23 protein-coding genes and 1 pseudogene are annotated in these 21,357 nt (G+C 41.6%); 15 read left to right on the top strand and 9 right to left on the bottom strand.

All coding sequences use genetic code 11. The features are described from left to right. Positions 1-6: 6 nt before the first annotated feature. Entirely contained in the window at positions 7-2,517 is a 2,511-nt protein-coding gene (locus tag FTU02_RS09025; protein WP_180156797.1) for a hypothetical protein, read from the bottom strand. Positions 2,518-2,747: 230 nt separating this feature from the next. On the opposite strand from FTU02_RS09025, the gene FTU02_RS09020 reads away from it, so the two are divergent. Together FTU02_RS09020 and FTU02_RS09015 are read left to right on the top strand one after the other, a co-directional pair. Then, positions 2,748-4,571: an acyl-CoA dehydrogenase C-terminal domain-containing protein gene (locus FTU02_RS09020; RefSeq protein WP_168379095.1), complete on the top strand. Its 1,824-nt coding sequence runs from the start codon at positions 2,748-2,750 to the stop codon at positions 4,569-4,571. Positions 4,572-4,913: 342 nt separating this feature from the next. Next, a complete protein-coding gene (locus FTU02_RS09015) occupies positions 4,914-5,216 on the top strand; it encodes a hypothetical protein (protein ID WP_180084597.1) in 303 nt (100 codons plus the stop codon). A gap of 43 nt (positions 5,217-5,259) precedes the next feature. Here the strand turns inward: FTU02_RS09015 and FTU02_RS09010 are convergent, their stop codons facing one another. Both FTU02_RS09010 and hemW read right to left on the bottom strand, forming a co-directional pair. Beyond that, positions 5,260-5,667 (bottom strand): hypothetical protein, encoded by a 408-nt coding sequence (locus FTU02_RS09010; RefSeq protein WP_078192483.1) that lies wholly within the window; start codon positions 5,665-5,667, stop codon positions 5,260-5,262. A 133-nt stretch (positions 5,668-5,800) separates the two neighbouring features. Next, the gene (hemW, locus tag FTU02_RS09005; protein ID WP_180156795.1) at positions 5,801-6,955 is read right to left on the bottom strand and encodes a radical SAM family heme chaperone HemW; all 1,155 of its coding nucleotides are present in this window, start codon (positions 6,953-6,955) and stop codon (positions 5,801-5,803) included. A gap of 125 nt (positions 6,956-7,080) precedes the next feature. Between hemW and FTU02_RS09000 the strand changes: the two genes are divergently transcribed. The 3 genes from FTU02_RS09000 to FTU02_RS08990 all read left to right on the top strand — a co-directional run bounded on the left by FTU02_RS09000 (position 7,081) and on the right by FTU02_RS08990 (position 9,489). After that, positions 7,081-7,539, top strand: a complete 459-nt coding sequence (locus FTU02_RS09000; RefSeq protein ID WP_180084595.1) for a DMT family transporter — start codon at positions 7,081-7,083, stop codon at positions 7,537-7,539. A gap of 41 nt (positions 7,540-7,580) precedes the next feature. Further along, positions 7,581-8,939 carry an MATE family efflux transporter gene (locus FTU02_RS08995; protein ID WP_306674307.1) on the top strand — a complete coding sequence of 453 codons (1,359 nt, stop codon included), beginning with the start codon at positions 7,581-7,583 and terminating at the stop codon, positions 8,937-8,939. 124 nt (positions 8,940-9,063) lie between these two features. Continuing rightward, a complete protein-coding gene (locus tag FTU02_RS08990; protein ID WP_180156793.1) occupies positions 9,064-9,489 on the top strand; it encodes a hypothetical protein in 426 nt (141 codons plus the stop codon). Between the two features lie 362 nt (positions 9,490-9,851). On the opposite strand, the gene FTU02_RS08985 is transcribed toward FTU02_RS08990, so the two are convergent. After that, the gene (locus FTU02_RS08985) at positions 9,852-10,064 is read right to left on the bottom strand and encodes a DUF1737 domain-containing protein (RefSeq protein WP_078189319.1); all 213 of its coding nucleotides are present in this window, start codon (positions 10,062-10,064) and stop codon (positions 9,852-9,854) included. Positions 10,065-10,265: 201 nt separating this feature from the next. On the opposite strand from FTU02_RS08985, the gene FTU02_RS08980 reads away from it, so the two are divergent. Together FTU02_RS08980 and FTU02_RS08975 are read left to right on the top strand one after the other, a co-directional pair. After that, entirely contained in the window at positions 10,266-11,564 is a 1,299-nt protein-coding gene (locus FTU02_RS08980) for an AarF/ABC1/UbiB kinase family protein (RefSeq protein ID WP_111884186.1), read from the top strand. 104 nt (positions 11,565-11,668) lie between these two features. Then, positions 11,669-11,923, top strand: a complete 255-nt coding sequence (locus tag FTU02_RS08975) for a type B 50S ribosomal protein L31 (protein ID WP_180084592.1) — start codon at positions 11,669-11,671, stop codon at positions 11,921-11,923. A 120-nt stretch (positions 11,924-12,043) separates the two neighbouring features. Here FTU02_RS08975 and crcB read toward each other — a convergent pair whose 3' ends face one another. Further along, entirely contained in the window at positions 12,044-12,427 is a 384-nt protein-coding gene (crcB, locus tag FTU02_RS08970; protein ID WP_180062842.1) for a fluoride efflux transporter CrcB, read from the bottom strand. 169 nt (positions 12,428-12,596) lie between these two features. Here crcB and FTU02_RS08965 point away from each other — a divergent pair, with 169 nt between their 5' ends. Continuing rightward, complete coding sequence (locus FTU02_RS08965) at positions 12,597-12,929, top strand: HopJ type III effector protein (RefSeq protein ID WP_078192490.1); 333 nt, start codon at positions 12,597-12,599, stop codon at positions 12,927-12,929. A gap of 89 nt (positions 12,930-13,018) precedes the next feature. Here the strand turns inward: FTU02_RS08965 and FTU02_RS08960 are convergent, their stop codons facing one another. Beyond that, positions 13,019-13,450, bottom strand: coding sequence for a protease inhibitor I42 family protein (locus FTU02_RS08960; protein ID WP_257221451.1), 432 nt, complete (start codon positions 13,448-13,450; stop codon positions 13,019-13,021). 72 nt (positions 13,451-13,522) lie between these two features. After that, the gene (locus tag FTU02_RS08955; RefSeq protein ID WP_078189325.1) at positions 13,523-14,083 is read right to left on the bottom strand and encodes a hypothetical protein; all 561 of its coding nucleotides are present in this window, start codon (positions 14,081-14,083) and stop codon (positions 13,523-13,525) included. 128 nt (positions 14,084-14,211) lie between these two features. Between FTU02_RS08955 and FTU02_RS08950 the strand changes: the two genes are divergently transcribed. Together FTU02_RS08950 and FTU02_RS08945 are read left to right on the top strand one after the other, a co-directional pair. After that, a complete protein-coding gene (locus tag FTU02_RS08950; RefSeq protein WP_180084591.1) occupies positions 14,212-14,376 on the top strand; it encodes a hypothetical protein in 165 nt (54 codons plus the stop codon). After that, positions 14,366-14,991, top strand: a pseudogene (locus FTU02_RS08945) (class I SAM-dependent methyltransferase). Before FTU02_RS08950 ends, FTU02_RS08945 begins: the two are co-directional and overlap by 11 nt. Before the next feature lie 47 nt (positions 14,992-15,038). Here the strand turns inward: FTU02_RS08945 and FTU02_RS08940 are convergent. After that, positions 15,039-15,632 (bottom strand): hypothetical protein, encoded by a 594-nt coding sequence (locus tag FTU02_RS08940; RefSeq protein WP_180024322.1) that lies wholly within the window; start codon positions 15,630-15,632, stop codon positions 15,039-15,041. 55 nt (positions 15,633-15,687) lie between these two features. Further along, the gene (locus FTU02_RS08935; RefSeq protein ID WP_078192492.1) at positions 15,688-16,158 is read right to left on the bottom strand and encodes a Holliday junction resolvase-like protein; all 471 of its coding nucleotides are present in this window, start codon (positions 16,156-16,158) and stop codon (positions 15,688-15,690) included. A 132-nt stretch (positions 16,159-16,290) separates the two neighbouring features. Here FTU02_RS08935 and FTU02_RS08930 point away from each other — a divergent pair, with 132 nt between their 5' ends. From FTU02_RS08930 to FTU02_RS08910, 5 genes are all read left to right on the top strand, one after another. Beyond that, positions 16,291-16,935, top strand: coding sequence for a ParA family protein (locus tag FTU02_RS08930; protein ID WP_078192493.1), 645 nt, complete (start codon positions 16,291-16,293; stop codon positions 16,933-16,935). Positions 16,936-17,085: 150 nt separating this feature from the next. Then, a complete protein-coding gene (locus FTU02_RS08925; protein ID WP_180084640.1) occupies positions 17,086-18,207 on the top strand; it encodes an AI-2E family transporter in 1,122 nt (373 codons plus the stop codon). A 116-nt stretch (positions 18,208-18,323) separates the two neighbouring features. Beyond that, the gene (sodC, locus tag FTU02_RS08920; protein WP_180084590.1) at positions 18,324-18,872 is read left to right on the top strand and encodes a superoxide dismutase family protein; all 549 of its coding nucleotides are present in this window, start codon (positions 18,324-18,326) and stop codon (positions 18,870-18,872) included. A 124-nt stretch (positions 18,873-18,996) separates the two neighbouring features. Continuing rightward, positions 18,997-21,147, top strand: coding sequence for a YccS family putative transporter (gene yccS / locus FTU02_RS08915; protein WP_373684226.1), 2,151 nt, complete (start codon positions 18,997-18,999; stop codon positions 21,145-21,147). An 18-nt stretch (positions 21,148-21,165) separates the two neighbouring features. Continuing rightward, positions 21,166-21,348 carry a hypothetical protein gene (locus FTU02_RS08910; RefSeq protein ID WP_180156791.1) on the top strand — a complete coding sequence of 61 codons (183 nt, stop codon included), beginning with the start codon at positions 21,166-21,168 and terminating at the stop codon, positions 21,346-21,348. Positions 21,349-21,357: the final 9 nt, after the last annotated feature.

Genomic DNA, 21,357 nt, shown 5'->3' with positions numbered 1-21,357 from the left:
TCCAACTTACTTCTTATGTTTTTGTATCGCCTTATAAGTCTCATAATAAGCCGATTGGCTGAACAACTCTTCGTGTTCTGCTGCTAGGCCTTGCAATGACGCTTCTGATAATTTTCCTTTGATATCATCAGCAAAGGCTTGCGCATAGATTTTTGATGCTTTCACCAAATGCGCTTTTTCAGTTCCTTCCAGTTCATAGCTAGCTAAAAAGTTTTGTTGATATAAATGTGCAAAAATCGCCTGATCAGTCTTATAGGTTTTTTGCAACTGCTTCCATTCAACCTGAGCTTTGTACTCACCAATCCCCGACTGCACATAATGATTGACTGAAGAACCTAAGTCATCAAAGTCTTGATAGCGATGCAAAGCATGCTTATCACGTAATTGATTTAAACGTTTCAGCGCATTGCCTGTTGGCTCTTTTAAGCCATCAACAAATCGATATGCATAAACTTCAGCAATTTCATTCAAATCATTGGCTGAGTAATAACGCACATACTGAGCGCGATAATTAGCAAATGCCACGACAAATGCCGCTTGATAGGCTTTCACTTCAGATTGATGACGTTTATAACTTTGCAATGCCACAGTACTGAGATATTCAGGAAGTTCGATTTCTTCATTTGCAGCACGGACATCATCGACCGATGCAGTTTCTGCTTCAACAAGCAGAGGATCATTTCCCGTGATTGGTGCAAGCAGACCTTTCAACATATTTTCAAAGAGTGAATCTTTACTGACTTCCTCAATGGATTTTGCCTGTTTCATGGCTTGACGATCAATTTTAGTCGCATTGCCATAATTAAAGATTTGGTTGCTACTTTTCAGCTTTAATTGACCTAAACGTGGCTCATTAAAGGCCAATTGATAGTCCATTACTTGGACGCGGCCTTTGTGATCTAAGCCTACATCCATCACCACATTCGAAGATGATTTATCCTGTGCATTCAGCACCTGCGCAATTTCAGCTTGATGCTTTTGCCATAATTGCTGGAATTGTTTTACATCGACAAGTTGTTCACTTTGATATTGCTGGAATACTGGTTTTAACTGCTCAACAGCGTCCGAAATCTCTGAATCTGTATTGGATGTGTCCGCATCAGAAGCCGATGGTACAGCATCTTCTTGCAGCGGTATCACCCGAACATCTTGATAATCCTGACACAGTGTGACTTTACCAATCGGCACCTGTTTGGTATTCATCAAGGCCTGACAGACTTCCTCAGATAAGTTCGCTGTTTCATCATCTTCTTCGGAAGCCGCATAAACTTCGGTTACTTCAGTATCCGAACTATAGGCTTCTTCGTCATCACCCGCGGTTGCCTCCGCATATGCACTTGCAGTATCAATCGCCTCTTCAGCAGATTCAGCGGCAGAAGACGTTTGTTCTTCTTCCGTTTCGTGTTGGTGATACATCAGGCCATGCATTTTCGCATTGAGCAGCTCATTCACACGTTCTACAGATGCATAAGCCTCATCAAAGTCTTCATCCTCAACTGCTGCCGCTACTGCAGTCCCTCCCGCCGCTTCAGCCGCAGCCATCGCCTCTTCGGAAGCACTGAGATGCGCAGCAGCGTCCACAGATTCATCTTGCTCGGCGTCACTATTACGCTGACCTTTGATTTGCGTGGTGTAATAGTTGGCATTCACAAAATCGAAAAGTTCAAGCTGGGTGTATAGCGCATTAAGATCACCCACATAGCGGATTTTTTTAGTCAGCCCTGCATTTTTTTCATCACGTGTTAAAGCAATATTTTGCACTTGATTCGGCTCTGCCAAGACATAGGGCAAAGCATTCATTTGTTTTAAATAGTCAGCAAATTTTTTCAAATCGTACTGAGCAATCGTCTCTTTATGTTTTGAAAAATCCACATAAGCCAAGCTGCTTTGGCTTTCACGATTTACCATAAACGGCATGAACGCAAAGTAGTTGGTATAAAATTTATGTTGATTAAAATCAATGATCATCGGCAACTGTGCATTGACCTGCAAAGTCGGTTTTTGATAACTCAGTTGTAAGGTTAAGGCGGCAAGTTTTTCTCTAAAATGTACTGAACCGCTATAGCTAAACTGTAAATCATTCAACACATTCAGCAGTGATTGTGCAATTTTAGATTGCGGAGAAACGCCATCCTCTTCATCGCTATAACGCGCTGATGGTGGGATCGATTCATTGGCAATGGCTTGATAGAGCTGTTTCTTTTCTTTTTGGCTAAACGGAATATTTTGGGTTTTAATCAACTGATCCAGTTGTTTTTTAAGTTTAGGATCCAGCTCTGGCTGTGTGCTTATCGCAGGTTTTGACTTGGTTTCAGGCTTTTTTTCATCGAACTGAATATCTGTCTGAATTGAAAATTGCCCTTTCATGTCATAACTGGCATTTTCAAACATTGCGTTTAAGCCTTGAGTGGCTTGTTGCCCAAGAGACTGATCCGTTGAATTGGTTTTTATGACATGTTGAGCACACCCAGTAATACTCAAACCCAGTAAACAAAGTGTTATATATTTTAATCGCATAATTGTACGAAAGACCTAAGTTCTTTATGATTTATTAAAAGAAAAAAATGATCAAAAGATCAACATCTAGTCTATCAGAAGTTTACTTTTCACATGTTGGTTAAATATTACAATTCGCCTTTCTGACATTTTTTAAGGGCGTATTCATCAATGTTTTTTGGATGAAATTATGAATAATCAAATCATCAATACAGATAATCCAAAAAAATTTAGATATTAGGATTAAGACTATGCCTGCATATAAAGCGCCTTTACACGATATTCGTTTCTTAATGAATGAAGTGCTCGATTACCCAGCACACTACAAAACTTTGTCTAATGGTGAAGCTGCTGATGCAGATACTGTCGACATGATTTTAGAAGGTGCAGCGGATTTTTGTGAAAACATCCTTTCACCTTTAAACCAAACGGGTGATGAAGAAGGCTGTCATTTTGAAAATGGTGATGTGAAAACACCAAAAGGGTTTAAAGAAGCCTATGACCAATTTGTACAGGGTGGCTGGCAAGGTCTGTCTTTCCCTGAAGAATTTGGCGGTCAAAACTTGCCACAGTCGTTGAATCTCATCAAATCTGAAATGATGGGTACAGCAAACTGGTCATTCCAAATGTATCCGGGTCTAAGCGTAGGTTGTATCAACACCATTCTACAATTTGGTTCAGAAGAACAGAAAAACCAATATTTACCGAACCTTGTTGCTGGAACTTGGTCAGGCACCATGTGCTTAACTGAACCTCAATGCGGTACCGACTTAGGTCAGGTAAAAACCAAAGCGGAACCTCAAGCTGACGGTAGCTATGCAATTTCTGGTACAAAAATCTTCATCTCTGCGGGTGAGCATGATTTAACAGATAACATCGTGCATATCGTACTTGCTCGTCTTCCAGATGCTCCTGCAGGTACTAAAGGGATTTCATTGTTCATCGTTCCAAAATTCCTTGTGAACGCAGACGGTTCAGTGGGCGAACGCAACCCAGTGACTTGTGGTTCGATTGAACACAAAATGGGGATCCGTGCTTCGGCAACAGCTGTGCTGAACTTTGACAATGCCATTGGTTACTTGATCGGTGAAAAACACAAAGGCCTACATGCAATGTTCACCTTCATGAACACTGCACGTATTGGTACAGCAATTCAAGGTATTGCACATGCTGAATTGGCATTCCAAGGCGCACTTCCATACGCGAAAGAACGTATGTCTATGCGTGCGCTTTCAGGTAAAAAAGATCCTGAAAAAGTAGCCGATGCGATTATTCACCATGCAGACGTACGTCGTATGCTTTTAACTCAAAAAGCGATCGCTGAAGGCGGCCGTTCAATGATTTACTATGCAGCTCAAATTGCGGACAAAATGACTGATGCTTTAACCCGCGGTGATACAGCAGCGTTTGAAGCACATGATGACCACTTAGGCTTCTACACACCGATTCTCAAAGGTTTCTTAACCGAAATGGGTTATGAAGCTGCAAACCATGGTATGCAAGTATACGGTGGTCATGGTTATATTAAAGAATGGGGCATGGAACAAATCGTTCGTGACTCACGTATCTCTACTCTCTACGAAGGCACAACCGGTGTTCAAGCACTAGACTTGATTGGTCGTAAAGTTCTGCTGACCTCTAAAGGTAAAGTGATTCGTGACTACACAGCAGAAATCTTGAAGTTCTGTGGTCAACATGCACGTAACAAATACATGCGTCGTTTTGCGTGGGACTTAACGAAGCTTTGCGCACAGTGGAATGCATTAACGGTTCGTATCATGCTTGCAGCACGTAAAGACCGTGACATCGTATCTTCTGCTTCTGTCGATTTCTTGATGTTCTCTGGCTACGTGATGATGGCTTATTTCTGGGCACAACAAGCTGCCGTAGCTTCTGAAAAATTAGCAGAAGGCAATGGTGCAGAAGTTCCTGAGTTCTATAAAGCAAAAATCAAAGTGGCAGACTTCTACTTTGAACGTCTATTACCACGCTCACAAGGTCACGCTGAAGCAATGGTTAACCCATCGAAGACCATGACTTCTTTGGCTCCTGAACACTTTAGCTTTGACTACTAAGCTTTAAACCGAGTTAAATGACTCTATAAAAAGACCGCTTCGGCGGTCTTTTTTGTCTTCTCTTTTAATTTTGATCTATAGGAATTACGAGTAGTATTCTTAATTTCTTCATGAGGTAATAACAATGTATAAAGATGAACTTTATATGGAGAAATATTGTTGTATTTTTCAACAAAAATAGAACACCTTATCGCTAAAACATAATTTTATTTAATAAATATTAAATACTTAAAGTAAATTTAACTCCATAATTTTAGCTTTACATTTGTATCTCATACAACTTCATATCTTCTCCATAGCCTCCCCCTATGATGACTTCATTGATTCATAAAGAGCGTAACCATGAAAAAATTGATGTCTTCATTAATGATTGGTCTGATTGCAATAACTGCGACAATGTCTGCAATGGCAGCGCCTGCATTCAATCATAAAAATCCATCACCTGCTCCACACTTTGATAAAAAACCTGTACCGCCTAAAGCAATACATCACAAACCTGCTGGGCCGCAAATAGTGAAAAAAGAGCATCAACAAGCTCATGCAAAATTTGCCAAACAAAATCATAAGGCAGTAGCTTTTAAAGGCAATCAACACAAACCTGCTTCGCAGCATAAATTACCGCCAATGCCACCGAAACATCGTTAAGCTAAATTAAAAAAAGACCGCTCATGCGGTCTTTTTTTAATATTTACTTTGCTTTATCAGCAATAAATTCTTTAATCTCTATGGGTTTATCTTTTACCAACTCAACTGTGCCTTCATTCACACCATTAAAGTTCTTAAAGTGAATTGAAACACCTTGGTCGTTGGCAAGTCGTACACCACTTCCTGAAACTGCTCGTTTCAATTCATACACACGATCAGAATTATCAGTCAATTGTGCGGTTTCAAAATTATCTTTGGTTTTTAACTCAAGGCTAAGATCTTGTGGCCCTGTAAAGTGAATCACTTGCTCATCTTGAGCTACTGCAACATCGTTTGTTTGTGCAGTTGTGGCCGTTGCCTCTGTTGCAACATTTTGTTCTGATGGTGCTTTTTTATCGGTGCAACCCACCAAAGCTATAGTTAATAACGTCGCAGTTAAAATATATTTCATTTTCTGAAGTTCCTTTATGCCATATAAATTCAATTATCAACTGAATAATTTCATACACATTCTGCAAATTACATTCGAAATATGAAAAATTACTTGTCGCTCAAATTTTAAAACAAGTTTGACATAGCTTTCATTACAGGAATTCTTCCAATACTGAGTTTAAAAAGATATGCCCCTGCTCGGTACAAGACAAACGTGTTGGATCATTGACCATCAATTTACGTTCACGTAATGAGTTCAATAACTCGGCAATCGGCTCTAAACTTTCCCCTGTACGCTCGCTATATAGCTTGGCTTCCACCCCATGATTTAAACGAAGTGCATTCATCATAAATTCAAAAGGCATGTCGGCTGCTTCGATGCGCTTAAACTGAAGATGTTCAGCAGGTACTTTGGCTAAATAGTCTTTCGGCAATCGGGTTTTTTGGAAACGATACACCCCGTCTGGCATGGTCACTTTGCCATGTGCGCCTGCGCCAATCGCCAAATAATCGCCAAACTGCCAATAATTTAAATTATGTGCCGACGGCTTTTCTTTACGCCATGCCGATACTTCATAATTGATAAAGCCTTGCGCTGTTAAATAGGCTTCGCCCTGTTCTTGAATATCTTCAAGCACATCATCGACAGGTAAAATCGGTTTTGTGCGGAAAAAAACTGTATTGGGTTCAATGGTCAATTGATACCACGACACATGGGTTGCCCCATTTTCCACAGCCAATTTCAAATCCAAAAGCGCTTGCTCAATGGTTTGTTCAGGCAGGCCATGCATCAAGTCGACATTTACGCGTTCAAAACCCGCCTCTTTTGCATGCTGAATGGCAGAAATCGCATCATCATTGGAATGAATCCGGCCCAGTTTTCTCAGCTGGTCGGTATTAAAACTTTGCACACCGATAGATAGACGATTAATCCCTGCATCTAAATAACCGGCAAAAGGATCGTGCTCAACCGTGCCCGGATTGGCTTCCAAGGTAATTTCACAGTCCGCTTCAAATGGCACTAACGCTTTGAGTTGAGCAAATAACCATTGATAGCCTTTGGATGAAATGAGCGATGGTGTACCCCCACCAATAAATACACTATGAATCAAGCGACCCTGAGCAAAATCGACTTGCGTTTTAAAGTCTTCAACCAACGCCTGTAAATATTCTTGTTCTAAGTCTAAAGACAATTCACCATTCGGCACTGCATGCGAATTAAAGTCACAGTATGGACATTTGCGCACACACCACGGCATGTGAATGTATAAAGATAACGGAACAACTGCAGGATTTAATTCAACCAAGGAAAATGCTCAAAAGGAACAAAAGAAGTAAGCGCATTTTAACATGACTGCATCAGAGCGCTTATGAAATCTCATCCACAATACAGTAGACTAATAAAATTAAAGAAGAATTAGATGATTAGAAGATGAAAATAAGCAGCCATTTATTGTACTTACTGCCGCTCGCGATGGGTGTTGGTATCGCCATGACCATTCAAACAGCGATCAACAGCCAATTGCGTGAATATTTATATTCACCGCTGCAAGCTGCCCTTTTTTCTTTTTTGATTGGTACAATAGTCCTCGCCTTTATGGTGTTTTTTCAATCGGCCGAAAAACCGGACTTTGCGAGTTTTGCTCAAATCCCTTGGTATTTATGGCTGGGGGGATGTTTGGGTGTTTATGCCATCAGTATCAGTATTTATACCGCACCGAAACTGGGTTTTTTATCCCTCTCCGGTCTGATTATTTTTGGACAGATCTTAATGTCGATGGTATTTGACCATTTTGGCTTGCTCGGCACTGAAAAAACCCCGATTAACTGGCAACGCTTATTGGGTGGCGTGGTGATTTTTATTGGTGTGCTTCTCACTTTCCAACGCTAAGACCTCATTCCTAAGCACCTCACAAGAAATGAGTACATTCTGTGTCTACTGTCACGGCTGTAACAAGCAGCAAGTATGAATTAAAACAACTGTTTCATTTAATGATCCCGATATTGATCACGCAGTTTGCGCAAGCGGGATTTGGTCTCATTGATACCATCATGGCTGGACACATGTCCGCCAATGACCTTGCAGCCATTGCGGTCGGGGTCGGTTTATGGATACCGGTCATGCTGCTGTTCAGCGGCATTATGATTGCAACCACCCCATTAGTGGCAGAAGCCAATGGTGCTCGCACGCCTGAAAAAATTGCCACCATCGCCCGTCAGTCTTTGTGGCTCGCATTATTTTTAGGGATCATTGCCGCATTAGTCTTACAAGCTATGCCGCTGCTTTTACCGTTATTGGGTGTCCCTGAAGTATTACTTCCGAAGGCGAGCTTATTCTTACACGCCATTAGTTTAGGTATGCCTGCTGTCACCATGTACGCAGCTTTACGTGGTTACTCAGAAGCATTGGGGCATCCACGTCCAGTCACTGTGCTGAGTCTGCTGGCCTTATTGGTGTTAATTCCACTGAACTTTATTTTTATGTATGGTTTAGGCCCAGTCCCTGAACTGGGTTCTGCTGGATGTGGATTTGCCACCGCGATTTTGCAATGGTTAATGTTCTTTGCTTTGGCGATGTACGTTTTCAAAGGATCGGCCTATCAAAAAACCCAACCTTTCGCTGCTTTTGAAAAAATGAACAGTGAATGGATCAAACGTATTTTAAAACTCGGCTTTCCTATTGGCTTAGCCATTTTCTTTGAAGTCAGTATTTTTAGTACAGCCGCTATTGTGTTGAGTCCCTTAGGCGAAGTTACCATTGCAGCGCATCAAGTCGCCATTTCGATTACCTCGCAATTGTTTATGATTCCCATGTCACTGGCGATTGCGCTGACCATTCGGGTCGGTACCTATTATGGGGAAAAGAACTGGCTGGCTATGCGAAAAGTCCAGAAAGTCGGTATGTTGACAGGGACGGTATTTGCCCTGATTACCATGCTACTGCTTTGGCTTTTACGTAATGAAATTGTGTCACTGTATACCAATGACTATGATGTGACTCAGCTTGCAGTATATTTGGTCTTGTTCGCGATTGCCTATCAGTTGATGGACGCATGGCAAGTCAGTGCCGCAGGGTGTTTACGCGGCATGCAAGACACTAAAGGGCCGATGTGGATCACCATGATCGCGTATTGGATCATTGCCTTCCCTGTCGGGATCTATCTTGCACGCTTCACCACGACTGGTGCTGCAGGCGTTTGGATTGGCCTAATTGTGGGTCTGACTGTCGCCTGTATACTGCTACTTACACGTTTATTTATGATGAATAAACGTTTAGCTCAAGCGGGATAAGCCCTTAAAAATCATCTAAAAAGTTACTTAAAAAAGACGGCTAGGCTATGCAGAAGATTAATGCAAATTAACACGCTGCATAGCAACGCCATAAATAAAAAGCACGAAGAAGAGGAAAATAAACATGTCCCATGTATTTCGCTCGATCAGTCTCTGTCTGAGCTTAGGCTTTTCCATGTCACTACAAGCTGAACAGTCAATCAACCGACATGAATTTCCTTTATATTACGCACCCATCAAAGTCCAATCACAACCCGAATTTGATTACATCAATCAAGCACTTTGGACAGCCTTTCGCTTTTATCATGAACAACAAGCGGACTCTTATACCACACGTTTAAAATTAAGTTGTCAGCAGACTGGTATGGCATACACCTATCAGGACTTCATCAAGGCCAATCAAAAGTTTGTCTCTGCGGATGATCAGGATTTTATCGTGACGCAAAACCTTATCACCTTGAATGAAAATTTACACCATAATCAATGCAGCAAATATCTCAGTCCACATTTAGAACTCGAAAAAACTGAAACAACTGATGTTACGGAGTGACATCAGTTGCTCAATTTGATTCAAAAAAAGAACGATACACGAAAAAGTCATCTGCAATTGTTTGAGACAGGACTAGTTCTAATCAAAAATGTTTTTGCGATACTTTAAATAATTAGACGCTAGCGAACGAGTTTTGTCGGTGAGGTGCATTGCACCGCAAGATGGTTTCCTTGCGAAGCACGCTTCTCATTTTGCCGAATGAGAAACAACGTTTCGTAAGAGTACCTCCAGCTGAAGGCTAATCTCTTTATTCAATCCCTTGATGAAAGACTCTACAGAATAGAATTGAAAATCTTTTTTTAAATGCGTAAATACTTTTACAGGCATAACATCAGTGAAGCAAGCAAAGCAGCAAAAGCCAACTAATTAAGCGCCTCGATGGCATTTTTTAAACCTTGTGGCACTTGGCTGTCGTCTTCTACGTCTTTCACGATCGCCTGCCCGACGATCACATCTGTCCCATTAAAACTCATGGTTGGTGAGCCATACAATTCATAGCCTTCATTTAAAGCTTTGGTCACACGAGCACAGAAATTGACATCATCTTTACCGGTTAAATAGCGATACACTTTCATCGTTCAGTTCTCTTCTAGCGACGCGATATTTTAAACCATTCAGCGCGTGGCTTAAATTTGCCTGAATTATTTTCAGTATTTACATTTTTGCCCATCATTTTATCAATGCAAATAAAGTCTTAACAATTTAAAGTAGGCAGTTTGTGTTTTGTCGCCTATGATCGGTATTAGATAATAAATGATGATCTTGAGGAACATCACATGGCAAAAACGGCTAGCACACCGGGTCGTCGCTTTATGAAACTTGCCAGTATGACGGCAAGCATTGCTACTAAAACCGTTTCCAATTCCATCCGCAATATCACTGCCGATGAAGAACAGAAAAATGCATCTCGCAGTAAACTTTTTCAGGACATCGGTCTGCAAATTGCAGACACTTTGGGTGAAATGAAAGGTGCGGTGATGAAAGTCGGACAAATTGCCTCGCAGTACAAAGACATTTTTCCACCTGAAGTCGCAAAAGCGATCAGTAAATTACAACGCCAAGCGCCAGCCATGCCTTTTGCTGAAATTAAGGCCCAAGTAGAACAAGAACTCGGCAAACCCCTCGCGCAAATTTTTAAAAGTTTTGAAGAACAACCTTTTGCCGCTGCATCCATTGGGCAGGTGCATAAAGCCGTGTTACCTAATGGTCAGCAGGTGGTGGTGAAAGTGCAATATCCGGGTGTCGAAGAAGCCTGTGAAAGTGACTTAAAACAAGTTCGCCTTGCACTTCGTCTGATGGGCGTATTAAAAATTGATCGGAAGTTACAAGACAAGCTATTTCGTGAAATTCAGGACAGTTTAGACAACGAACTGAACTATGAAATTGAAGCGCAAAACTTAGATGTGGCCCGTGCGTTTCATAGTGCGCTGGATGACAAAATCATCATTCCACAAGTCTATAAAGATTATTCTTCACGTCATATTTTGACTCTAAGTCTAGAGCTTGGCGACAGTATAGAAACTGCCAGCACATGGTCACAAGAAACACGAAATGCCTTGGGAAGGCGCTTATTCCGTGCCATAGGCCGTGAAATTTTCTTCCTTAAACGTTTCCACTGTGACCCACATCCGGGCAACTTCGCCTTTCGTGAAGATGGTTCCGTCATCGTATATGACTACGGCGGTGTGAAAACCCTGTCTCCTGAAATCGTGTCGCATTTTAAGCAATTGATCAATGCTGCACGCAAGCACGATATTCCGCTGATGGAACAGCAACTCGATGCCTTACATTCACTCAATGAACTCGGTAAATTTCCTGCGGAGTTGTATGAACAATGGCTAGAAGTGCTGATGCGTCCACTGACCACACAATACGACTTTGCTGAAAACTCAGCACACCATGACGGGGTAGAATTAATTAAGCCTTCTCTTAAATACTGGGATGTGTTTAAACCGTCGCCAGACACCCTGATGGTGAACCGGACTGTTTCAGGGCATTATTGGAATTTGATTCATTTGAAAGTGAATGACAATCTCAATGATCTCTTTGATGAGTTGGTCCCACCTAGCGCTTAAGTGAACATGACGCGCTGATTGCCTGATGAATTTCGGGCAATATTTGCATTTTATATTGTTATGTTATAACATTGCTTAAGTCAATAAATTTAAGGAACAGAATAATGCGTGCCAACATCCATCCCGAATACCGTGAATTGCTCTTTCATGACACCAATGCCAATGCCTTTTTTGTGATTGGCAGTACCTTAAGCACCAATCAAACCAAAGAGTTTGAAGGCAAAACTTATCCCTATGTGACGCTCGATATTTCAAGTGCATCACATCCTTTTTATACAGGTGAACAACGCCAAGTGAATAACGAAGGACGTATTGCGAACTTTAATAAACGCTTTGCGCGTTTCAAACGCTCACAATAAGTTCAGTCTCGATTAAGTTTTTGCTTTTAAAATTAAAACATTAAAGAAGTTCAGGGTTCCCCTCCTCCAGCCTGAGCTTCTTTTTTTATGTCTGAAATTTTGTGGTTTTCAAACGTTGTTTTAAACATCTATTTTTAAAATCGACTGAAATAAGTAATATCCCAGCCCCAATACGATGACACCAATTACCACACTGGAAATGGCATAACTAAATGCCAGCCCACTTTGCCCTTGTCTGAGCAGTTGAAAGGTTTCTAAGCCGAAACTGGAAAATGTGGTAAAGCCACCTAAGATCCCGACCATAAGCAATAAGCGTGCTTCATTTTGTAGAACGGGATATTTTTGGCTAAATGCAAAGAACGCACCTGCACAAAAGCAACCTAAAATATTCACCCACCATGTAGCCCATGGAAAGAGTACTGTTGGCTTGGCCAATAACAGTCCTGCTGCATAGCGAAGTGTTGCTCCAATTGCGCCGCCACATGCGACCAAAAGCCAGTTCATAGTTGTCCTACTTCAACATCATTGGTATCTACAATTTAGGCAACAGTCTGCCTAAGGTCGCCCTTCAATATACACGCATTTAATTTACGCAAATAGTGTTAAATGTTTGGGCCAAAGCTTGCTATAGTCTGCAACACTTTGCGGTATTTTTTTATTGAAAGAGGACATTATGGCTCAGGAATTATTAGATCAACTTCAAGCAGGGACTGCGAAATTTTCAGATGTGATTGCATTTATTGAAGCGCGTTATAACCACACACCAACCGCTTTTACCAATGGCAAACAAGCCAATGCAGCGACTGAAAACCAAGGCAGTGCCAAAGTATTTTCTTTTGCCCAATTGAATGGTCTAAACCAAGCTGAAACCTTAAGTCTTTTTGCTGAACATTATGCTGCTGTTTTGGCGACACCAGACGCAACTGACCACCAAAACATTCGCCAATTTATGCAAAATGGTTGGGAAGGTATTCAATTTGACGGTCAAGCGCTGAGCGCGAAATAATGCATACGTGGACGTTTTAAATCAGTTCATCTGCAATAAAAAAGCCAGTATAAATACTGGCTTTTTTATCTTTTCATCATTGGTTCAAATCAAGATACTCGAACTCTGCAAGTCCATTCAGCCATCGCGGTTTTTTCCCAAGCTCGTGCATGCTTCAAATGTAGTAATTCTTCACCCGCAGTCGTTGCGGTAAAACGATAAGTTTTTTGACCACCGACACCAAGCACTGGTGTCGCATCTGCAGCAGCAGCTTGTTGTTGTTGAGCTGACTGAAACACTTCTTCAACTTTAAAAAGTTTCGGTTGCTCAGCCAAAGACCATACATAACCAGTACTTGGATTTTCGTTTAACAGTACTTCCAAAGTCTGTCCACGATCCATCTCAAGCAAGGTCGGACAACTTTGCTGTTCAGTAAATACATGGGTTTTCCCATCTACAGTTGAACTCATACTGGTACATCCGCCAAGCGCCAAACCACTCGCCAACATTAGACTCAAAATAAGCTGTTTCTTTATCGTCATTTTCATCATCAAATTATTTTACCTTGAATCTAATGCACACCGATTTCAATACGATCTCGATGTAATCGAAGTTTAGCCTTTGACTTTTTCAATCCACTGAATCGAACTTACACGAAAAACTTCACAAGCCCCATCACCCGTATCTGTTGGGGTCAAAGATGAAGTCCAAACCAAATCTTTGTCTTTCACCTCAACCAAATCCCCTTTTAAACGCACAAGATCGCCACGTTTCACTTGAGTAATTTGCTTCGCAATTTGCGGGTTTGCAGGAATGATGTGCATATTCGACACCATCATCATGGCTTGCTTTTGCGGTACAGGAACACGATCCATTTTCCAATTTAAGAAACGGTCATATTGATTGACTGAAATCGTACGAGCAATTTCTGGCTCTGCAAATAAGCCCCAACTGACTGCATAATCAATCGGAGAAAATTTTGCTTGTTCATCTGTTTGATAGGTTTTTGAACCTAAAATTCGGAAATCACCTTTAAATTCTTTCAAGGTAGAAATCGACTGGCCTTTGGCAGCAGGTGCTAAGCCTTTGGCAATATTATAATCTGAAGACGCTTGGACACCGACATTCAATAAAAAGCCTGCAAGCACAGTACTTAATGCAATTCGCTTGATCATCGCGTTATCCTCTTACCCTGTAATACTTCACATTACTCAATTTTAATTCTGCAATTGAGCCGACTTCATCTATTCATAATACCCCAACCTGAACATGAGCTTAAAATCGCGTAGGTTGAGCCTGATGAATGTCGTTTTCACTAGTTGTAACTCTATATTACGCACACAGTCTGCATAAACCTTATGAACTTGGTAACAAAATGCTGTTATTCAGTCAATTGGCCCATATTCATGCTCCACGACATGATTTACACTTTAAAAAAACCAACAACAATGCCCGCTATGATTTATAAATTTTATCAACAACACATTTTTCCGCATCTTTTAAATCAAGTCATGCAAGTACCGAGCCTGATGGATAAACGACGCGAACTCCTGTTAGCCGTGTCTGGTGAAGTACTCGAGATTGGCTTTGGTACAGGTTTGAATTTAGCGTTTTATCAAAATGTCGATACGGTTTTTGCCCTTGAGCCCAATCCCGATATTTTTCATTTAGCTGCTGAACGTGTACATGCGGCACCCTTTGAGGTACAGCATATTTTAGCCGGTGCTGAAAAATTACCTTTGCAGATGAAAGTCTAGATCATGTCGTGAGTACATAGACCTTATGCAGCATTGCCGATATTGAAACTGCGCTTGAAGAAATCTACCGTGTCCTTAAACCAACAGGGACATTTCATTTGGTTGAGCATGTACAACACAATGAAAATCGAAAAATTAAGCAGTTACAGCATTTACTCACGCCCATTCAAAAGAAAGTCGCGGATGGCTGTCATCTGGATCGTCATATGCAAAAGTTGCTTGAAGATGCCCAGTTTGAATGTTTTGAAACGCAGTATTTTGATGCTGAAGGCATTCCAAAAATTGGTCAGCGCATGTTGCTCGCCCGCGCACGGAAGTTGAGTTAAAGCGTCCAAGGCCATGTTTAAGCACAATCAAATCTAGATAAAAATACCTAGTCTTTGATTAATCGAATGGCATTAATTTTTAGGATATGACAGGGCTTTTTATTCAACACATTAAAGGTGCTATACGACTTCCCTGTTTTGGTGGAATGCACATCCACCCATTCACCCAAAATCTCCACACGATCCCCTGATTTCAAACGCCGAATACGATTTGCGACGTCTTCGGATTGAGCAATCACACTGACATTTTGCAATTCGGAGTTGAGCTGTTCAACTTGTGTCGAGGGTACATTTTTCGCTTGTACGTTAAAACAGCGGTTCTGCTGCGACCATTCAAGATGATATTTTAAAGACTGGAAATCATTTGCGCCTGAACTCAGTAGCAGATCAATATTGCTGACATAGGCCAAGTCTTGAAAGCCACCCACCACGGTCGGTGCTGCCGGATGTAAAGTACGACTACTCGCACTGTAGTAGCGTTTATCCAACAGCAAATATTCACCGGAAAATGCCTGAGTCGGTGTGACCTGAAAATTTTTCAGCACACCAGTTTGCTCTAAATGTGGAATGGCACGAAAATATTCAGACCATATCCACAGCATGAGCGCAAAAACGGCTGCAGTCGCTAAGAGTTTTTCCATGTGGATATTCTGTCCTTATTACTTTTCGACGGTTCTGAGCCTGAATCAAGTGAGCTTAAATATGCTCAAAATCAATTCGGATGGTTTCAAAACGCACTCGCCCTTCAGCAATGGCTTGAGCAATCGCTTGTTGCCCTTTGGTCAAACGTGCCCCACCACTTTTAATATCAATCAGCACCACTTCGATGTCTTCAGCGAGTCCATCGCCATCACGAAAGTCGGTATAGCCATCAAAAACCACATAATCGATCGGGTCACCGAGAAACTTTGCATCGCTAGGTAAATATTGAAATTCGGGCATGATCGGCGCCATTTGTTCGGCCATTTTGCCTTTTAAAACAGCACGACTGGTATTTACACTGCGTTTTTGTGCATGGGCCAATGCCTGCTGATGTTCCAATTCTAGTTCTGCAATATATTGCTCGTATTCTGCCTTAATCCTTCCATTGCGACTGCCACTTAAAATTAAGGTGGTCAGTACAATCCCAATACACGCGCCAATGAGCATGGCCATCCAGACAGACATTTAAAATTCCTAATCTTTTTAATATATTACAGCGAAACCTATAGAAAAAACTTAGACTTTGGTTCTTTGTCATATTCCCCGCATTAAACAATGATATGCTAGGGATGAGCAGAATAAAATCTATTTAGGTCGATGAAAACGATATTAATTGCCAATCAAAAAGGTGGTTGTGGCAAAACCATCACAGCAATCAGTTTAGCCTCTGCACTTGCGCAAAAAGGTTATAAAGTAGCCTTGGCAGATGCTGACAATCAAAAGTCTGCACGTCAATGGCTCAAACAGCGCCCAGAGACTGCCGCCCCAATTCAGAGCCTAGATTGGCGTCATGAAAAGTCGATTGGTGATGTGCCGAAAGGGATTGAATATCTAATTATCGATGCACCGGGTGCGTTATCGGGTGAACATGCAGATCAGTTGGTGAGTGAAGCTCATGCCATCATTACCCCGCTACAACCATCTTTCTTCGACATCGACTCGACCCGTCGTTTTTTAAAGCATTTGCAAGAAATTAAGCGGATTCGTAAAGGTAAAGTCCAAATCTTATTGCTTGCCAATCGTGTCAAACCCAATTCTGCTCATTCCAAAGAAATTCAAGATTTTTTCAATAAAGTTGAACAACAGCCCGTTGCTTGGATTTCTGAACGTACCGCTTATGGTCAACTTGCCATGCAAGGTCTTTCGGTTTTTGACAAAACGCAAAAATTGTACCTCGGCATGCAGCAACAATGGCAACCTGTGCTCAATGCCATTATTGAAGACGAAGCCGAGTGGTTTTAACACATCATTCCACATTTTGTTGATATAAAGGCCAATCTTGCAAGGATCTAGCCTGCAAGATATTCACCATAAGTTAACAAGCTCTCGTTTTCGGGAGCTTTTTTTTCGGTTAAGATTGAACACAACATGATGAAAAAATCAGAGCACGCATTGCCAACGTTCGCACCTACATTACAAAAAGTCTTATTGTTCGGATTATTTTTTATCCTGATTTTTTTGAGCTTTAGCGTACTCAAATACTTTATTGTGCCCGTTGTTTGGGCAGCGATTATTGCTTATATGACTTGGCCGCTGTATCAATCGGTGCATCGTTTTTGTGGCAATCGTGCAAATCTAAGTGCGGCGCTGATGATCTTACTGGTGGTGCTCGTGGTGGGTCTGCCGGTGATTTTTGCGATCTTCTTGCTACAACATGAAGGCCGTAACTTGTATTTTGAATTACAAAAGCAAGTTTTCTCTGGTCATGTCAATGTGCCTGATTTTATTCGCCAACTGCCGTTTATTGGTAAAGAAGTCAGTCGTACCCTGCATGAGCTGAACAATGACCCAAACAGTATTATTCAATCAGTACAAATTTGGATTCAGGGGCATTTGAACTACGGTAAAGTTTTGGTCGGCGAAGTCAGTAAAAATATCTTTAAGCTGTGTTTTGCCGTGATGTCTTTATTTTTCTTCTATCGTGATGGTCAAACCATTTTAAGTCAGGTCAGTAAAGCCCTCGAAATGGTCATTGGGCCACGTATTCATCATTATCTTGCCACTATTTCGGATACCACACGTGCCGTAGTGTATGGCATCGGTCTCACCGCCATTGCCCAAGCTTTACTTGCCGGTGTGAGCTATTTTGTCGCCGATGTCCCTAACCCGATGTTACTAACCATCATTACCTTCATGTTGGCACTGATTCCGTTTGGCCCACCAATTTCATATACCGCTGTGTCGTTGTGGTTATTTTCACAAGGTCAAACCATTGAAGCCATTGGCGTCATGGCTTGGGGTGTATGTATCGTGAGTACAGCCGATAACGTGATTCGTCCTTTAGTGATTTCAGGGGCAACGCAGATTCCATTCTTATTAATCATGTTTGGTGTTTTGGGTGGGATCGCCAGTTTCGGTCTTGTCGGTTTATTTATCGGCCCAGTGATTTTGGCAGTATTGTTAGCCATTTGGCGTGAATGGTTGCATGAAACCCAAATTGAACCCGTCATGATGCCCAAAGCAACGTTGGCACATAACTTAGACAATATAGATGATAAGCCTGAACAACCTTAATTCAGGCTTGAATTCATTAAACAAATATTACAATCAAATACTTAAATTATCTGTCATCCTGTATCCGCATCTGTTTCAATGGTTGAAACTCCATAAAAACAGACAGGATGCCAAACATGTCTTCACTATTTAAATTCGGTGCGCTTGCTGCGGTCAGTGCCCTGATGTTTACAGGCTGTGCGAGTACCTCGACTTCAACAGGTCTGAATGCAAAAACCGTGACGGTCAATGCCGTGACTGCTCAAGGTATTGGTCAAAGCATCGGTCAAATTAACTTGGTTGATAGCCCTGCTGGCTTGGTTATTCATACCAATTTAACCCAGCTTCCTCCGGGTCCACACGGTTTCCATATTCATGAAAAAGGCTCTTGTGCCCCAGCTGAAAAAGATGGAAAAGCGGGTGCTGCTCTTGCTGCAGGTGGTCACTTTAACCCTAAAGCTGCACCTCACCACGGTACGCCGCTAACAGGTCACTTGGGTGACTTACCGATCCTTCAAGTTCAAACCGATGGCACAGCAAAAGTGAATTTAATTGCACCACGTTTGAAATTGGCGGATGTACAAGGCTTAGCCATCATGATCCATGCTGGTGGTGATAATTACTCTGACGACCCTAAACCTCTAGGCGGTGGCGGTGACCGTATTGCCTGTGGTGTGATTCAATAATCGACCTTGCACATAGATTTGAATAAGCGGACTTTAAGTCCGCTTTTCTATTGAATAAAAATTGACAGTTCACAGAAAAAAGCTCAGTCTAATTTACAAAATCATTCGAATACTTCATAACTCTGTGAACACGCGACTCTCTTGGTTTCAACAGTTTCAATCCAGTGCAATCATTATGTATTGCCTGCAAATTTGTATTGTTTTGAGTGGCACCACGCTCGGATTATATTTTCTCGGTTTTCATAGTTTTATTGTGCCCGTCACCTTAGGTGCGATTGCCACCGCGCTCACGGACTTTGACGACCGACTCAGCATCCGACTGCGTAATTTGCTCTATGTCTGCGTACTCTTCTTTAGTGTCAGTAGTATTTTAGATTTTCTCTTTCCCTATAAGCTGCTGTTTATATTGTATCTTTCACTGTCCAGTGCAGGATTTATTTTATTAGGAGCTTTGGGGCAACGCTATGCCACGATATCTTTTGGCACGATTTTACTGTCGATTTACACCATGTTCGGCTTGGGCGAATATGACACCTGGTATTTTCAACCCAGCTGCTTTGTTCTAGGGGCCTTATGGTATGGCCTGACCTCAATTCTTTTTTACCTGATTAAAACCACCCTACCCGTACAGGACAATCTCTCGCGTTGTTTTTTACAAATCGCCGAAGTACTGAATGCAAAAGCACGCTTATTTGACCCAGATAATGTCGACAATGTGGAACACTTACTGTATGAATTATCACTCAAAAACAGTGATGTCATCCCGAGTTTAAACACGACCAAAGCTTCTTTACTCACCCGTTTAAAAGCATCAAGAGCCAATAAAAACACCATCTACTGGCTGAATTTATATTTCTTGGCACAAGATATTCACGAACAGGCCAGTGCGAATTATTTACACTACGAACAAATTCATCAAAATTTTAGCCGTACTGATTTAATTTTCCGTTTTCAAAAAAATATTCGATTACAAGCGCAGGCTTGCCAACAGTTGGCCTACTGTATTTTGCATCGACAGCCCTATCAGCCTGATCCCATTACCGCACAAGCACTGGCACATTTGCATGCCTCTTTGCAGGAGTGGATGGCCAATAATCCGCAAAACATAGAAGTGAAAAACCTACAGCTGATCTTGAGTAATTTGGACAGTGTGCAAGAACGTTTTTCGCATGTGCAGGATTTAGATCATTCACAGCAACAGGCTTATCAGCAGCATATTGATAACCTCAATTTACTTGATGACGATATTCATGGCTGGCATGATTTATGGCTCAAACTGAAACAGCATTTGAGTCCCGAATCTGCCTTATTTCGCCATGCCGTTCGCATCGCTTTTGTCTTTGCGATGGGCTATGCCATTTCGCTATTGCCCTTTGCTAAAAATGGCTACTGGATATTATTGACCAGTTTATTTGTCTGTCAGATGCGTTATTTTGCGACCAAAAGTCGTTTAAAAATGCGGACATTGGGAACCATATTAGGGGTCTTACTTGGCATTCCTATTTTGTATTTTGTGCCTAGTGTCGAAGGTCAATTACTACTGACGATTATTTTTGGCGTGTGCTTTTTCTATCTGAGTGCCAAAAAATATGCCATGGCGACCCTCATGGCAACCTTAATGGTCTTGCTGATTTTTAATTTAAAAGGCGCTGGTTATGCAGTTATTTTACCGCGTATCGTTGATACCCTACTCGGCTGTTTTATTGCATGGTTCGCAGTGAATGTCATCTGGCCAGATTGGGACTTTCGCAATATTTCCAAGACCATTCAAAAAAGCTCTGCTGCGACCTTGCATTATTTTGATGCCGTAGTTGAGCAATATCTCCATGGGAAAACTAATAGCATTGATTATCGGCGTGCCCGTCGTTCAGCCCATAATGCTCAAACTGAACTATCGAGCATGATTTCAAGTTTAAGTACCGAGCCTGAACCCGACCAAACTTTGATTCAACATGCTTTTCGCTATTTGGTCTATAGCCATAGTCAGCTCAGTTATATTTCGGCATTGGGGAGCCACCGTGAACAGGTACAAGACCAACAAGTCCTTGAACTGCTGCAATGGTGTCAAAGCACCTTAGACGAGGTCTTAATTCAGCAAAAACCGCTCAACCCTGAGAAAATTCAGCAAAAACTTTTCGAAATTCAAACACTCAGCACTGAAGAAATGCGGTCTAATCACCTGCAACTGGTGCTCAAGCAAATCAGTTTATTATTAGAAACATTAGCCGAACTGATTCAGCTTCGAACACAGCTGATTCAGGCAGAAATAAAATAGAATCATTTGAGACTCATAATGAAAATGCTTAGTTTAGGTCTTAAACGCCTCATATTACCCACGATTGTGGCGACCTCATGTTTAGCTGCGTCTTCTGTTTTTGCAGCACCGACAGCACAAGATTTGAAGCGTATTTTGGAATGTCAGGCCGATTACGACACCTACCATGACACTTTACTCGATTATGAAGCAGCCTGTTGAATTTTTTGG

Source organism: Acinetobacter sp. YH12045, from assembly GCF_013419925.1.
Lineage (GTDB): Bacteria > Pseudomonadota > Gammaproteobacteria > Pseudomonadales > Moraxellaceae > Acinetobacter > Acinetobacter amyesii.
Note: the sequence above shows the minus strand (reverse complement) of the source record. Positions and strands in the feature narration are given on the sequence as shown.